Origin of the sequence: Polaromonas sp. (assembly GCF_012927415.1) — a bacterium.
GTDB lineage: Bacteria > Pseudomonadota > Gammaproteobacteria > Burkholderiales > Burkholderiaceae_C > Polaromonas.
On the sequence record NZ_JABBPF010000049.1, the window covers coordinates 25,127 to 39,438 of the forward strand.

Sequence of the window (14,312 nt, forward strand, 5' to 3'; positions counted from 1 at the left end):
AACTGTCAGGGAATGCCACCGACAATGGCAGCCGCCTGAGCCCCCGGCAAACGATTCAGACCGGTGACGGTCTACACACCGCGCCGGATGCGGATCCGCTGTTTTTGAATGGTAATTCCGCGTTCCAGGAGTGACAGAACACAAGACTGCCGGTCGAACGGGGTACCACGCCTAATGCTTTCAGCCTGTTGCGTCTGATCAGTGGCGCAGTGGCCAGCGTCAGGGGCTAGGGGGTCTCATCCGCGCCAACGCCATGCTGACGCTGACGGCCGGCATACGCGGCGTAAGCGGCTCCTACCCCTACTCCGCCCTGGTGCCTGAGGCGCGGGAATTCCAGACCCTGATGAAAGAATACCAGCCTGAAAAGGTGGTGTCGTATGCCAGCATGGAGTCCTTCATTGCAGCAAAAATTCTGGTTGAGGCGATTCGCCGTTCCGGCGCAGATCCGACACGCCAGAAAATCATGATCCAGCTCGATAAAATGAACAGCTATGACGTCGGCGGCTTCAAGGTGAGCTTCTCGCCGCAAAATCATGCGGGCTCAAAGTTTGTCGAAGTGACCGTGTTGGGCGGGACGGCAAACTGCTCAGGTAGCACGCGCCTGGCGGCCACGAACCAGCAATCGGGCGCCACGCGGGAAAATTGGTTTCTTCGGTGCAAAAAGGGCCACGCCCCGTGATCGAACCACGGGATGCAAGTCAATTCACCGGCGTCAGCTTGGCAACACTCAGCGCCAGCCACTTCACGCCATGCCGCGTGAAATTGATTTGCGCACGGGCATCGTCGCCGCTGCCTTCAAGCATCAACACCTTGCCTTCACCAAACTTGGCATGAAACACTTGCATGCCGCTTTTAAGCCCGTGCGAAGGCGTATTGCGCTGCGGGGGAACTGGCGGGCTGGCAAAGTGCTCCGCGCTGCCGGATTTTGAAGAAAATACACTGCTGGCCCAATCACTGCGGCCTCCTCCAGTGCCCGAATTGCCAGCACCGCCCCAGCTGCCCGACCCCAAACCGGAAGCAAAGCCCTGATTTTTCGGAGTGATCCATTTGAGTGCCGACTCAGGCAACTCATCAAAAAACCGGCTTTTCAGGTTGTAACGTGTCTGGCCATGCAACATGCGGGTTTGCGAATGGCTAAGGTACAGCCGTTTGCGCGCGCGCGTGATGGCCACATACATCAGGCGGCGCTCTTCCTCAAGCCCGCCTTGGTCGCTCATGGAGTTTTCGTGCGGAAAGATGCCGTCCTCAAGACCGGTGATAAACACACAGTCAAACTCCAGCCCTTTGGATGAATGCACAGTCATGAGTTGCACGGCATCCTGGCCTGCCTGGGCCTGATTGTCGCCAGACTCCAGGGCGGCGTGCGTCAAAAAAGCCACCAGCGGCGAAAGCGTTTCACCGGTGTCGCTATCAGGCGCCAGCAGTTCCGGCAAAAGCTCGTCGAGCAACGGCGCGGACGCCGTGGAAATAGCCAGTCCCTGGCTGGCCGGTGATTGCGTAAGAGACGGCGCGAGACGCCCACCCAACTCATCGACCGGCATGGCTACGGCATCGCGGCCAAAGCCTTCCTGGCTGACAAAGGATTCAGCGGCATTCACCAGCTCAGCCAGATTCTCCAGTCGATCCTGGCCTTCTTTCTCGGTTTTGTAATGCCCTTCAAGCCCGCTTTGCTGCAGCACCAGCTCAATGATTTCGCGCAATGTGAGACCCGTGGTCTGCTCACGCATGACATCCAGCCTGGCGACAAAAGCGCCGAGATTGGCACCGGCCTTGCCGGCCACCGCGCTCACCCCATCGTGCAGCGAGCAGCCTGAAGCCCGGGCGATATCCTGCAATTGTTCGATGCTGCGCGCACCGATGCCGCGCGGCGGAAAGTTGACCACGCGCATGAAGCTGGTGTCGTCGTGCGGGTTATCCAATAAGCGCAGATACGCCAGCGCGTGCTTGATTTCAGCACGCTCGAAAAAACGCAGGCCGCCGTAGACCCGATACGGCACGCCAGCATTGAAAAGCGCCGTTTCCATAACCCGGCTTTGAGCGTTGCTGCGGTAGAGCAGAGCAATTTCCTTGCGCTCGGTGCCGTCTCGAACCAGTTGCTCGACTTCATCGACAAACCATTGCGCCTCGGCAAAGTCGCTGGTGGATTCATACACCCGAACCAACTCACCCGGACCGGCCTCAGTCGTCAAGTTTTTGCCCAGACGTTTGCTGTTGTGGCTGATCAGCTCGTTGGCCGAATCGAGGATGTTGCCAAAACTGCGGTAGTTGCGCTCCAGCTTGATCTGGTGAGTGACATGGAACTCGCGTACAAAATCGGTCATGTTCCCCACGCGCGCGCCGCGAAAGGCATAAATGCTCTGGTCATCATCGCCGACCGCGACCACAGAGCCGCCCGGCATTGCATGCTCGCCGAGGGCCCCATTTTCGCCCTGCCCCGCCAGCATCTTGATCCACGCGTATTGAAGCTTGTTGGTATCCTGAAATTCATCGATCAGGATGTGGCGAAAGCGCCGTTGGTAGTGCTCGCGCACAGGGGCATTGTCCCGCAACAGCTCATAGCTGCGAAGCATCAGTTCCCCGAAATCCACCACGCCTTCCCGCTGGCACTGCTCCTCGTAAAGCGCATATATTTCGACTTTTTTTCGGCCATCTTCGTCACGCACCGGCACATCCCTGGCGCGTTGGCCATCTTCCTTGCAGCCGGCGATAAAGTACATCAGCTGCTTCGGGGGAAAACGTTCGTCGTCCACTTTGAACTGCTTGCACAGGCGCTTGATGGCCGACAGCTGGTCTTGCGTGTCCAGAATCTGGAACCCTTGCGGCAGGTTGGCCAGCTTGTAGTGGGCGCGCAAAAAGCGGTTGCACAAGCCATGAAAAGTGCCAATCCACATGCCGCGCACGTTAACTGGCAACATGGCGGAAAGGCGGGTTAACATTTCCTTGGCGGCCTTGTTGGTGAAGGTCACCGCCAAAACGCCGCCGGGCGACACCTGACCGGTTTGCAGCAGCCAGGCAATGCGGGTGGTGAGCACCCGGGTCTTGCCCGAACCGGCTCCCGCAAGAATCAGCGCATGGGTGGCCGGCAAGGTCACCGCGCTCAGCTGCTCCGGATTAAGATTTTGTAAGAGTGGGGATGGCGAAACGACTTCTGAGAACATCCCTCATTGTAGAAAGACCCGATGAAAGCATTCAGAACCCCTAAGTCACCCTTCAAATTTAACGTCATGCTTTGCGCCGCAGTCCTGCTGGTGGGCATGCCCACTGTTCACGCGCAGTCGTTTTGCGCCAGCGACGGCCAGCCCCGGCCCAGGCAGTTCATCGAACGATTTATCAATGCCGATTGCGACACTTGCTGGACCGACCCCGCAACGCCTGCGGCGGGCGCCGGTGTACTCGCACTGGACTGGATAGTTCCCGGCAGCAAGGGTGACGACGCGCCGCTGTCTCCCGTGGCCAGTCGCGATGCGCAGCTGCGGCTGCAAGCGCTAGGCGAAGCCGTTCCTGCCGCATCCGCAACGCGCACTCGCCCGGTAAGGGGATTCCAGGACTCCACACTCCGGGTAGCGCACGGCTTGCCGCTGGCCGACTATCTGGGGGCATCGATTGAACTCAAACCGATTCCCTTGACCGCCAGGAGGCAGCGCTGGACTTCCTGGCTGGCGCTGGTCGAAACTCTGCCGGTTGGCACCGAAGGTTCCCCAATAGAGAGAAATCTGGTCAGAAACTTGATCAAGTCCAATTGGGACGGTGATAGACCGCTATCTAAAAAAGAGCAAAATCGCTTTTTTGAATCGCGTTCGATGAATATCATCCCGGCCGCCAATCCGAATCGTTTGCGGGTAATCGGCTGGGTAGAGGATGAGAAGGGCCAGGTCATGGCGGCCGCACAATCTCGCTGCGCCGCACCTTGAGGCCAAGGGCTTGCGGGATTTCAAAGGGCATGCCAGCGCCATCTTCAAGCCACGCAGCGAGCGTTTAGAATCATTTGCCGGGCCCAAGTAATTGCGCCCGGTTTTTTTTGGCAGTTTCAGCCGCGCGGGAAAACCTGCTGACAAAAACCGGCTAGTTCAAGCGCCTCCTGTACATCAACGGTTTTTCTGCAGCTTGGGGAACATCATGGAAATTTTCGACTACGACAACATCCTGCTGTTGCCGCGCAAGTGCCGCGTGGAAAGCCGCTCGGAGTGCGACGCCAGTGTCACGCTGGGCAGCCGCAGCTTTCGCATCCCGGTGGTGCCAGCCAACATGAAGACAGTGGTCAATAAAGACATATGCGTCTGGTTAGCAAAAAACGGCTACTTTTACGTCATGCACCGCTTTGACCTGGACAACCTGCGGTTTGTCCGCGAAATGAAAACCCAGGGCGTGTATGCCTCGATCTCGCTGGGCGTCAAGCAACCCGACTACGCCACGGTGGATCAGCTGGTTGCCGAGGGCTTGGCGCCTGAATACATCACGATCGACATTGCCCACGGCCACGCCGATACGGTGCAGAAAATGATCGGCTACCTGAAGAAAAAATTGCCGGAATCGTTTGTGATCGCCGGAAACGTGGCCACGCCCGAAGCGGTGATTGACCTGGAAAACTGGGGCGCCGACGCCTCCAAGGTCGGCATTGGCCCGGGCAAGGTCTGCATCACCAAGATGAAGACTGGCTTTGGCACTGGCGGCTGGCAGCTTTCGGCGCTCAAATGGTGCGCCCGCGTGGCGACCAAACCGATCATTGCTGACGGCGGCATTCGCGAACATGGCGACATTGCCAAATCCATCCGTTTTGGCGCGACCATGGTGATGATCGGCTCGATGCTGGCGGGCCTGGAAGAAAGCCCCGGCCAGACCGTCGAGGTCGACGGCAAGCTGTTCAAGGAATACTACGGCAGCGCTTCTGACTTCAACAAGGGCGAGTACAAGCATGTCGAAGGCAAACGCATCCTGGAGCCAATCAAGGGCAAGCTGGTCGATACGCTGCGCGAAATGGAAGAAGATGTGCAAAGTGCCATCAGCTACTCTGGCGGCACCCGGCTCATGGACATCCGCAAGGTCAACTACGTGGTGCTGGGCGGCAAGAATTCGAATGAAGACCTGATGATGTGAGGCCGCACGGTGCCACGGCTCTTTAGCGGCTCGGCACTTCGGCAAATCCGAGCAGTTCAAGCGCCAGCCGATTCAGGCGGTGACAAGGCTCAATCAAGGCTTCCAGCACGCTGAAATGATTGAGCCCGGGCAGGGATTCGCAGACGGGTACGGTGTCACTGCCCCATGTCTGTTGGATCAGGCGGTTCTGCCGCAGGAATTCTTCACTTTCATCAGCTCCGGCCACGCTGTAAAGCGTGCCTTGCGGCGGATGCGGCAGCAGAACCGGACTGGCTTGGCGAACCTGCTCCGGCGTCAGCTTCAAATCCTTGAGAAAAGGCGTGCGGCGAATCGGCTCGAGATCGTACAGACCTGAAATCGACAGCGCGTTGCTCACCAGGCCCTGCGGCAAATCGGATGCATGGGATTTCCAGTTATAGGCCAGCATCATGGCGGCCAGATGCCCACCCGCGGAATGGCCGGCCAAGGTGATGCGCCCAGGATCACCCCCATAGGCCGCGATATGCCGCCACGTCCACGTCAGCGCGTTGATCATCTGCCCCACGATGTCTTCAATCGTCACCGCAGGGCACAAGGCGTAGTTGAGCACCACGACGCAGGCGCCAGCCCCGGTAAAGACCGGCGCAATAAAGGAATGATCGGCCTTGTCCAGCGCGCGCCAATAACCGCCGTGGATAAATACCAGCACGGGCGCCGCTTTTTCACCAATCGATCCAGCAGCCGGAAAAATATCCAGCGTCTCTCCGGGACTGTTGCCGTAGGTCAGGTCCAGCTGGCAAGACAGCTGTTCTCGCGCATTGCGGGATTCTTCCGCCCAGCGAGCGAGGTGGACGGCATGGTCCGGCACCAGCAGGCGGTTGTTGTACATGCGGTCCAGCCACTGCGGGTCCCACTGTGTTGCGGCGCTGTTCATCAATTTCTCCTCCGGCTTTTGGCAGAACCGTATCTTGGCACAATCTCCTTTTTTGAACCGCCACGAAAAAGGCCGCTGCAAACCTTCCGGTTCACAGCGGCCCTGTGGCTTGATGGCTGATTAAATATAATCAGTGAGTTGTGTCGTGCTCAGTCGCGAAAGGGTTTGGTGAACTTGCCGCTCGGCTTTTTGGCAGCATCGCGCGGCACAAACACCTTGCCTGCAGGCTTGGCGAATGCGGGTTTGCGGTTGGCGAAATCAGCACGGGGCGCGAAACTTTCGTTGCCGCCGCCAAAATTGCGCTCTTCACGCGGTGCAAAACCGGCGTTGCTGTTGCCGAAACCACGGTCATCCGGTCGGCGGGCATTACGGTCATTGAAACCCGAACGGTCAGCATAGGCATTGCCCTGTGGCGCCGAAGGGCGACCCTGGAAGGAACCGCCACGGTCATCACGATTGCCGCCAAAGCCGGTACCGGAATCACGGTTGCCGTTGAAGCCACCGCCCGAATTTCCACCAAAGCCACCGCCCGCTGGCTTGCGGCCAGCAAAGCCGCCACGGTCACCACCGCCGAAGCTGCGGCCACCACGGTCACCACCAAAATTACCGCGTGGGCGCTCGGAGGTCGGTGCAAAACGCTGCTGCGGCTCCAGACCGGCAATCACGCTGGCCTTGAGGTTTTGCTGCGTGTAGTGTTCGATGTCCTGGATCTTGCGACGATCGCGGAATTCGGCAATCGTGATCGCCTGCCCTTCGCGGCCGGCACGGCCGGTACGGCCAATGCGGTGCACATAATCCTCCGCTTTCATCGGCAGGCCGTAGTTGATGACGTGGGTGATGGTCGGAACGTCCAGCCCACGGGCAGCCACATCGGTAGCCACCAGAATCTGCACCCGGCCGTCGCGGAAAGCCATCAGGCGGCGGTTGCGCAGGCCCTGGCCCAAAGCGCCATGCAGCGCCACAGCGCTGAAGCCTTCCTGCACCAGATCATTGGCCAGGCCGTCACATTCCACCTGCGTGCAGGCAAAGACGATGGCCTGGTTGATGGTGGTGTCGCGCAACCAGTGGTCCAGCAGCTTGCGCTTGTGGGTCATGTTGTCGGCCCACAGCAGCGACTGCGTGATCGACGCATGCTTTTCATGAGGGGAGTCAATCTCCACACGCTGCGGTTGACGCATGACGCGGGTAGCGAGTTGCATGATGCGCGGCGCAAAAGTAGCGCTGAACATCATGGTCTGCTTGCGCTCAATGGTGAGCTGGTTGACTTCGGTCAGGTCGTCGGCGAAGCCGAGATCCAGCATGCGGTCAGCTTCATCAACTACCAGGAATTGCACCTGGTCAAGCTTGATCTGCATGCTGCGTTGCAAGTCGAGCAGACGGCCAGGTGTCGCCACGACGAGGTCGGCATTCTGCAACTTGGCGATTTGCAACTGGTAAGGAATGCCGCCAACAACGTTGGCAATGCGCAAACCACGGCAATGACGAACCAGATCAATCGCATCGGCGCAAACCTGCTGGGCCAGTTCACGGGTTGGGCACAGGATCAGTGCGCCGGGGGTGGCGGCCTTGAAGTTGCGCATGTTGGTCGGGTCTTTGCGCTTTGGCTTTTTCAGCGGTGCTTCGCCACGGGCGATAGCTTCCGCGCTCAGGCGCTCGAATTCGGCGCGTTCGCTGCGCTCGGCTTCTTCCTGCTGTTTAAGCAGAGTGTGCAGCACGGGCAGCAAAAAAGCTGCAGTTTTGCCGCTACCGGTCTGGCTGGAAACGAGCAGGTCGGTAAATTTTGGCGCTTTCGGGTCAGCATCCAGGGCTTGCATGGCCTTGGGAATGGTAGCCATCTGCACGGCAGTCGGCTGGGTAAAACCCATGTCGGCAACCGCTTGCAGCAGTTCCTTGGCAAGGCCCAGTTTCACGAAGCCGTTAGGCGCGGGCGCGATCGCTTCAAGCGACGTGGCGGCAATCAGGGGCTCGTCCGAAGAAAAGTCCGGAATGATGTTGATTTCCAGGTCGGAAATGGTTTCAGTAGTTTCGGGCGCAGAATCGCCACGAGTCTCAAAAGAGTCAGTCATGTGTTTTTTCTCACTAATCCCCTGCACGCTTCGTTTTTGGCGAAGAACAGGAAACTCCACCTCCCGCGATGCGAAAGGCTTCGTTCATGGTTAATAAAACATCAACCATCAAACGAATATACGGATCAAGAACAGGATTGCCTTGATGCAGTGACTCTGAAAATAGAGTCCAAAAGTGTGAGGTAGATGTACAAATGCAATCAGCACGGCGTGCAACTGCAAGTCGCATATTATGGCACGATTTTCGGGCGGCCACCAGTACCCTTCAATACCGGCAGTAAAGCCATGCGTTGCGCGGCATGAAACCAGTCTTCCAGCGCCTTGGTTCACTATGATTTTAATAGCTGACCATCACCGTAAATCCTGGACATGAGGGCAAAACTGCCAAAGATTACTTCAAAAAATGGTCGCGGTAGTGTTGCAACTCGTCAATCGACTCGTTCACATCCGCCAGCGCCGTGTGGCTTCCGCGCTTCTTGAACCCTGCATAAACATCAGGTCGCCAGCGCTTTGCCAACTCCTTGAAAGTGCTCACATCCACATTGCGGTAATGAAAAAAAGCTTCAAGCTTCGGCATGTATTTGGCGAGAAAGCGACGGTCCTGGCCTATGGAGTTGCCGCACATCGGTGCCGTGCCTTTGGGGACGTAGTTTGCCAGAAATGCCAGCAACTGCGCCTGCGCCTCTTCCTCGGTCACGGTGCTGGCTTTAACCTTGTCAATCAAGCCGGTCCGCCCGTGGGTGCCCTTGTTCCACTTATCCATCTTGTCGAGCAAATCATCAGACTGATAAACAGCCAAAACGGGGCCTTCAATACGCGGCGTGAGTTGCGGGCCGGTGACAATCACGGCAATTTCAATGATGCGCTCTTTATCCGGGTCCAGTCCGGTCATTTCGCAGTCCAGCCAGACAAGGTTCTGGTCGGATTTTTTTAGGGCGGCTTCGGTATCTATCATCACCCGATTCTCGCCGATAGCCTAAACTTCGGCGATGACCCCTATCTCTCTTGTGTTTACCCTGCTGTTTGCTGCCGTCCTGGCGCTGGGACTGCTCATCCGGTTCTACCTGGCGTCCCGGCAAATCCGCCATGTGGCGCGGCGCCGCGACGAAGTGCCGGCCGCATTTGCATCGAGCATTTCGCTCGCGTCCCATCAAAAAGCCGCCGATTACACCATTGCCAAGTCGCGGTTTGGCATACTTGAAATGGCCTTCGGCGCTGCGGTATTGCTGGGCTGGACGCTGCTTGGCGGCATAGACGCACTGAACCGGGCATTGACAAATTCGGCTTTGGCCGACTACGGCAGTCTGGTCCCACAACTCGCCTTGCTGGCAGCCTTTGGCTTCATCAGCGGCTTGCTCGACCTGCCTTTTACCCTCTACACCACCTTCAGGCTTGAAGATCGCTTCGGTTTCAACAAAATGACCTTCAAACTCTGGCTGACGGATCTGCTGAAGTCCACGCTGGTCGGCTTGGTCGTTGGCCTGCCCATCGCGGCGCTGATTCTCTGGTTGATGGATAGCGCGGGCATGTGGTGGTGGCTTTGGGCCTGGGCCGTCTGGGCGGGATTCAACCTGTTGGCGCTGGTGCTTTTTCCCACCGTGATCGCGCCGCTGTTCAACAAGTTCAGGCCGCTGGAAGACGAAGCCCTGAAGGCTCGAGTCACCGCGCTGATGCAGCGTTGCGGCTTTGCCGCCAAAGGCCTGTATGTGATGGATGGCAGCAAGCGCTCGGCCCACGCCAACGCCTATTTCACCGGATTTGGCGCGGCCAAGCGGGTGGTCTTTTACGATACCCTGCTCAAGCAGCTCAGCCCGGGTGAAGTCGATGCGGTGCTGGCGCACGAGCTGGGGCACTTCAAGCACAAACACATCATCAAACGTATTGTGCTGATGTTTGCCATGAGCCTGGCTGGTTTTGCATTGCTGGGCTGGCTGTCATCACAGCTCTGGTTTTACATAGGGCTGGGCGTTCGGCCGAATTTGACCGCCGCCAATGACGCGCTGGCGCTGCTGCTGTTTTTGATGGTGGTGCCGATGTTCAGTTTTTTTATCTCACCGATCATGGCGCAGTTTTCGCGCAAGCATGAGTTCGAAGCCGACGCCTATGCGATCTCGCAAACCGATGGAAGGAACTTGCAAAGTGCCTTGCTCAAACTCTACCAGGACAATGCCAGTACCCTCACACCAGACCCGCTGTTCGTGAAGTTTTACTATTCACACCCACCCGCCTCCGAGCGCCTGGGCAGGATGATTCCGCTCGAAAACACCACACCATGACGCAGCTAAGTCATCAAAACCGCCGCGCCCTGAGCGCCACGGAAATCGTCACCCAGCTAAGCAAGCTCAATGGTGAGCAGGCCCTAGGTTGGCGCCTGCTGGATGGCGCGCTGGAGAAAACATTTGACTTTAAAAATTACCACGAGACCATCGGTTTCGTCAACGCTGTCGCCTTCATCGCCAATGCAGAAAACCACCATCCCGACCTTGCCTTGACTTACAGCCGGTGCACGGTGCGCTTCAACACGCATGATGTAAAAGGCATTTCTGTCAGTGATTTTTTCTGCGCGTCAAAGGTTGACGCCTTGCTGGTTTGAGCAAGCCCTCGCGTGCCGCGCGAGTTGGCGCCGGACCGATCGCGGGCACCCTGCCCGGCTTGGTGGTGGCCGGTTTTGGCCGACACGTGCTGGTCGAAACGGAATCGGGACAGCGCGTGATCTGCCACCCGCGCGGCAAAAAAAGCCAGGTCGTCGTGGGCGACCGTATCCGCTGGCTGCCTTCCCAGGACGAAGGAACCATCGAGAAAATCGAGGAGCGCAGCAACCTGTTTTACCGGCAGGACGAGATGCGGACCAAATCGTTTGCCGCCAATCTCGACCAGGTCCTGATCCTGATCGCCGCAGAACCCGAGTTTTCGGAAAGCCAGCTGACGCGCGCCCTGATAGCGGCTGAAGCCGAACACATCGCCCCCATCATTGCATTGAACAAAAGTGATTTGGTCGAACCTTTTACGCGCGCCTGGGCCAAACTCGCACCCTACCGCGCCATGGACTACCGGATGCTGCCGCTGGCAATCAAGCCCAAAGCGGCCGACGCACTTCCTGACCCTGTGCAGACTGCCGAGCTGATGGGCTTGCTGCACGGTAAAAAGACACTGGTGCTGGGGCCTTCAGGCGCAGGAAAAAGCAGCCTGACGAATCTTCTGGTTCCGGGTGCACGGGTCCTGACCGCCGAAATATCCCAGGCACTGAACTCGGGCAAACACACCACCACCAGCACCACGCTTTATTGGGTAGACGAAGCGCGGACCACGGCGCTCATTGACTCACCCGGTTTTCAGGAGTTTGGCCTGCACCATATCGACCCGATGCAGCTGGCCAACTACATGCCAGATTTCAAGGCCCATGCGCAGGACTGCAAGTTCTACAACTGCACGCATCTGCATGAACCGGGTTGTGGTGTGATTTCAAAGGTCAATTCGCCGAAAAGTCCAGGCAATATCAGTACCAGCCGCTATCGTTTGTATAGCGAATTATTTGCCGAGTTATCCCAGACCCGATACTGAAAATACCGCGGAAAGTAACTAATTTCAGCCCAGTAGCCGCGCCAGCGTGAGCAGCGCAAGCAGCACCATCCAGAGCACCACAGAACGCCAGACCAGACCCACTACGCTGCGCAGGTGCGCCACTTCAGGCTCCCGGCCGGGCGTCGATTCCGTGGCGGCGACGTCTTCGCCATAGAGGCCTCCCGCCTGGAACTCCTGCGCGCTGTTGGGCGAAACGACAGCCTTGAGCGCTTGACCACCCAGCCGCACATTCACCGCGCCGGATGTTGCCGCCAGAATCAGCCCGTCGTTGCGGTTCGCCGTGGCCGAAGCACCATCGGCAGGAAAACGCTGGGTGTAATGACGCCACGCATCGATAGCGTCCTCGAAACTTCCCACCACCGCAAACCCCAGGGAGGTGACACGAGAAGGTACGAAATCGATAATGCCCCAGGCGCGCGTAGCGACTTGCTGCAGGGCCAGGCTGGCACCTTCGCCAGGCATTTTGCTCTTGTGGGACCAGTACCGCGCCACAAATTCACTCATGCGGTACAGCACAGCCCCCGCAGGCCCCAGACCGAGTGCAGCAAGCACCGAAAACCAGCCCAGCACGCCAAACACATGACGGTGAGCAGCGAGCACGGAGTATTCAATGACATGGCGGACGATCTCGCTACGCGGCAGTTCACTGGCATCAACCTGCCGCCATTGCGCAAGCATTTCACGCGCCGTGGCCTCGTCTCCATCATCCAGCGCATCACGTATGTCGGTAAAGTAGTGGCTGAACTGACGAAAACCCAGCGTGACATACAAAATCGCCACGCTCCAGGCAAAGGCCAGCAACACATTGACCCGCCATAGCAACCAGTGGATCAAGACGGTGAGCAGCGTCGGAACCATCACAGCGAAGATCCAGGTAATCCATCCATGGTGAGTCTTGCCGGCATCCAGGCTGCGATGAGCCCAGCGCGCCCACCCCAGAAAGCCGGCATGAACCCAGTTGCCACGGGCTAAAGGGCGGGCCTGTTCGAGAATGAGTGCAAACAAAACGGCAAAAAAGCTCATGTCAAATCATAACGGCGTCTGATGCCGGCACGGCGGCTTTGTTGCCTTCAGCCTGCCAAGCCAAAAACGGATTAGGTGTCGCCTACGCGCTGAGGAAACGGTAGAAGTTGCGCAGCATGCCGGCAGTCGCGCCCCAGATGTAACGCTCTCTCGCTCCCGAACCACCCGCCTCGACCCCCAGTTCGGTGTAGGGCATGGAAAGCCACTGGCGTAGCACTCCATCGAATTCAATTTCATGCCGGCGATGGTGCGCGGGATTCATCAGGTAGCCGAGTGGAACTTCAAAAACGTCCGCCACCTCGGCAGAATTGGGCTGCAACTCAAAGCCGGGCCTTACAAGTGCCACCACAGGCGTGATGATGAACCCCGTTCCTGTGACATAAGTTGGCAGGGTTCCCAACACTTCCACGAAATTCCGCTGCAAGCCAATTTCTTCCTGTGCTTCACGCAAGGCGGTATCCACCGCGTCCTGGTCGGTCTCGTCGGTACGGCCTCCCGGAAAGGCGATCTGGCCCGAATGGGTTGACAGGTTGGTGGAGCGCTCGGTCAACAACAGCGTGAGTTCGTCGCGCATCACGAGCGGCAGCAGCACCGCGGCAAGCGCCGGTTGCCGGTCGGAAAACATTTTTTCCACACTATGCTCGGGAGCCCAATAAGGCGGTTGCCTGAAACGTGTGCGCAGGGCCTGCGGCGTAAGTCGATCCAGTGCCACACCCGAAAGGTGATTGTCAATGCCGAGCACCGGGATGCTGCGCGGGTCAAATGGCGGTACAGGCTTGAAAAAAGTCATACAGGGCACAGCCTAACAGGCAAAAAAAACCGCTCCGAAGAGCGGCTTTTTTAGGCAAAACTGTTTTTATGCAGCTTTGACGCCCAGTTTTTCCTTAATGCGCGCAGACTTGCCACTACGGCTACGAAGGTAATACAGCTTGGCGCGACGCACATCACCGCGACGTTTCACTTCGATCTTGGCGATCAGTGGGCTGTAAACCTGGAAGGTACGCTCGACGCCTTCTCCGTTGGAGATCTTTCTAACGATGAAGCTCGAATTGAGGCCGCGATTGCGTTTGGCAATCACGACACCTTCGAAGGCCTGTAAACGCTTGCGCGTACCTTCAACCACGTTGACGCTCACGATAACGGTGTCGCCAGGAGCGTACACAGGAATGGTTTTATTCAATCGGGCAATTTCTTCCTGCTCAAGGGTTTCGATCAGATTCATGATTTATCCATCTAACTTTTTTCGCTCATTCACGCGCTACGCTAAAGACCGCAAATCCATGATGTGTTTCGGAGAAAGCACAGATGGTTGCAGTGGCCGCCAGAGGATCGAAAAAGCCTCGTATTATAGCAATTCAAGCATCCTGGTCAGGATTTTCGATCAAATCAGCCAGAAAAACCTGGTCGCTTTCGCTCAAATAACCAGCAACACGTGCTTTTTGCACCAGTTCAGGGCGCTGGCGTTGAGTCAATGCGAGCCGCTGCTCACGTCGCCAACGCTCTATATGAGCATGGTTGCCGGACATCAAAATGGGCGTAACAGCTTTGCCGCGCCAGATTTCGGGTCGGGTGTAGTGAGGACAGTCGAGCAGCCCGTCAAGCGCCGGGTTGAAACTGTCCAGCTGGTGGCTGCC

General features: G+C 57.8%; 13 protein-coding genes and 1 pseudogene. 6 read left to right on the forward strand and 8 right to left on the reverse strand.

Features of this window, described 5'->3' with window-relative positions; genetic code table 11:
* Positions 1-253: 253 nt before the first annotated feature.
* Positions 254-679, forward strand: a complete 426-nt coding sequence (locus HHJ19_RS05240; RefSeq protein WP_296904720.1) for an ABC transporter substrate-binding protein — start codon at positions 254-256, stop codon at positions 677-679.
* A gap of 19 nt (positions 680-698) precedes the next feature.
* On the opposite strand, the gene HHJ19_RS05245 is transcribed toward HHJ19_RS05240, so the two are convergent.
* Positions 699-3,158 (reverse strand): UvrD-helicase domain-containing protein, encoded by a 2,460-nt coding sequence (locus tag HHJ19_RS05245; RefSeq protein WP_296904722.1) that lies wholly within the window; start codon positions 3,156-3,158, stop codon positions 699-701.
* Positions 3,159-3,179: 21 nt separating this feature from the next.
* Here HHJ19_RS05245 and HHJ19_RS05250 point away from each other — a divergent pair, with 21 nt between their 5' ends.
* On the forward strand, positions 3,180-3,911 hold the full coding sequence (locus HHJ19_RS05250; protein ID WP_296904724.1) for a hypothetical protein: 732 nt from the start codon (positions 3,180-3,182) through the stop codon (positions 3,909-3,911).
* A 205-nt stretch (positions 3,912-4,116) separates the two neighbouring features.
* A complete protein-coding gene (locus HHJ19_RS05255) occupies positions 4,117-5,094 on the forward strand; it encodes a GMP reductase (RefSeq protein ID WP_296904726.1) in 978 nt (325 codons plus the stop codon).
* Positions 5,095-5,116: 22 nt separating this feature from the next.
* Here the strand turns inward: HHJ19_RS05255 and HHJ19_RS05260 are convergent, their stop codons facing one another.
* The 3 genes from HHJ19_RS05260 to orn all read right to left on the reverse strand — a co-directional run bounded on the left by HHJ19_RS05260 (position 5,117) and on the right by orn (position 9,028).
* The gene (locus HHJ19_RS05260) at positions 5,117-6,007 is read right to left on the reverse strand and encodes an alpha/beta hydrolase (RefSeq protein ID WP_296904728.1); all 891 of its coding nucleotides are present in this window, start codon (positions 6,005-6,007) and stop codon (positions 5,117-5,119) included.
* A 149-nt stretch (positions 6,008-6,156) separates the two neighbouring features.
* Entirely contained in the window at positions 6,157-8,073 is a 1,917-nt protein-coding gene (locus HHJ19_RS05265; protein WP_296904730.1) for a DEAD/DEAH box helicase, read from the reverse strand.
* A gap of 391 nt (positions 8,074-8,464) precedes the next feature.
* A complete protein-coding gene (gene orn, locus HHJ19_RS05270; RefSeq protein ID WP_296904732.1) occupies positions 8,465-9,028 on the reverse strand; it encodes an oligoribonuclease in 564 nt (187 codons plus the stop codon).
* A 34-nt stretch (positions 9,029-9,062) separates the two neighbouring features.
* Here orn and HHJ19_RS05275 point away from each other — a divergent pair, with 34 nt between their 5' ends.
* From HHJ19_RS05275 to rsgA, 3 genes are read left to right on the forward strand one after another with little or no spacing between them, the layout of a single operon-like run.
* Positions 9,063-10,349 (forward strand): M48 family metallopeptidase, encoded by a 1,287-nt coding sequence (locus HHJ19_RS05275; protein WP_296904734.1) that lies wholly within the window; start codon positions 9,063-9,065, stop codon positions 10,347-10,349.
* Positions 10,346-10,666, forward strand: a complete 321-nt coding sequence (locus HHJ19_RS05280; protein ID WP_296904736.1) for a 4a-hydroxytetrahydrobiopterin dehydratase — start codon at positions 10,346-10,348, stop codon at positions 10,664-10,666. The genes HHJ19_RS05275 and HHJ19_RS05280 overlap by 4 nt, the downstream gene beginning before the upstream one ends.
* Positions 10,663-11,634 carry a ribosome small subunit-dependent GTPase A gene (gene rsgA / locus HHJ19_RS05285; RefSeq protein WP_296904738.1) on the forward strand — a complete coding sequence of 324 codons (972 nt, stop codon included), beginning with the start codon at positions 10,663-10,665 and terminating at the stop codon, positions 11,632-11,634. Before HHJ19_RS05280 ends, rsgA begins: the two co-directional genes overlap by 4 nt.
* 24 nt (positions 11,635-11,658) lie before the next feature.
* Here the strand turns inward: rsgA and HHJ19_RS05290 are convergent, their stop codons facing one another.
* The 4 genes and pseudogenes from HHJ19_RS05290 to HHJ19_RS05305 all read right to left on the reverse strand — a co-directional run.
* Positions 11,659-12,678: a CobD/CbiB family protein gene (locus HHJ19_RS05290; RefSeq protein WP_296904739.1), complete on the reverse strand. Its 1,020-nt coding sequence runs from the start codon at positions 12,676-12,678 to the stop codon at positions 11,659-11,661.
* Between the two features lie 82 nt (positions 12,679-12,760).
* Positions 12,761-13,468 (reverse strand): CoA pyrophosphatase, encoded by a 708-nt coding sequence (locus tag HHJ19_RS05295; protein ID WP_296904740.1) that lies wholly within the window; start codon positions 13,466-13,468, stop codon positions 12,761-12,763.
* Between the two features lie 66 nt (positions 13,469-13,534).
* A complete protein-coding gene (gene rplS, locus HHJ19_RS05300) occupies positions 13,535-13,900 on the reverse strand; it encodes a 50S ribosomal protein L19 (RefSeq protein ID WP_296904741.1) in 366 nt (121 codons plus the stop codon).
* 133 nt (positions 13,901-14,033) lie between these two features.
* Positions 14,034-14,312 (reverse strand): annotated as a pseudogene (locus HHJ19_RS05305) (tRNA (guanosine(37)-N1)-methyltransferase TrmD); the annotation flags it as partial.

Excerpts from the sequence above, each read along its gene's own strand:
- HHJ19_RS05240 (WP_296904720.1), top strand. The coding sequence starts at position 254 with ATGCTGACGCTGACGGCCGGCATACGCGGCGTAAGCGGCTCCTACCCC.
- HHJ19_RS05245 (WP_296904722.1), bottom strand. The coding sequence starts at position 3,158 with ATGTTCTCAGAAGTCGTTTCGCCATCCCCACTCTTACAAAATCTTAAT.
- HHJ19_RS05250 (WP_296904724.1), top strand. The coding sequence starts at position 3,180 with ATGAAAGCATTCAGAACCCCTAAGTCACCCTTCAAATTTAACGTCATG.
- HHJ19_RS05255 (WP_296904726.1), top strand. The coding sequence starts at position 4,117 with ATGGAAATTTTCGACTACGACAACATCCTGCTGTTGCCGCGCAAGTGC.
- HHJ19_RS05260 (WP_296904728.1), bottom strand. The coding sequence starts at position 6,007 with ATGAACAGCGCCGCAACACAGTGGGACCCGCAGTGGCTGGACCGCATG.
- HHJ19_RS05265 (WP_296904730.1), bottom strand. The coding sequence starts at position 8,073 with ATGACTGACTCTTTTGAGACTCGTGGCGATTCTGCGCCCGAAACTACT.
- orn (WP_296904732.1), bottom strand. The coding sequence starts at position 9,028 with ATGATAGATACCGAAGCCGCCCTAAAAAAATCCGACCAGAACCTTGTC.
- HHJ19_RS05275 (WP_296904734.1), top strand. The coding sequence starts at position 9,063 with ATGACCCCTATCTCTCTTGTGTTTACCCTGCTGTTTGCTGCCGTCCTG.
- HHJ19_RS05280 (WP_296904736.1), top strand. The coding sequence starts at position 10,346 with ATGACGCAGCTAAGTCATCAAAACCGCCGCGCCCTGAGCGCCACGGAA.
- HHJ19_RS05290 (WP_296904739.1), bottom strand. The coding sequence starts at position 12,678 with ATGAGCTTTTTTGCCGTTTTGTTTGCACTCATTCTCGAACAGGCCCGC.
- HHJ19_RS05295 (WP_296904740.1), bottom strand. The coding sequence starts at position 13,468 with ATGACTTTTTTCAAGCCTGTACCGCCATTTGACCCGCGCAGCATCCCG.
- rplS (WP_296904741.1), bottom strand. The coding sequence starts at position 13,900 with ATGAATCTGATCGAAACCCTTGAGCAGGAAGAAATTGCCCGATTGAAT.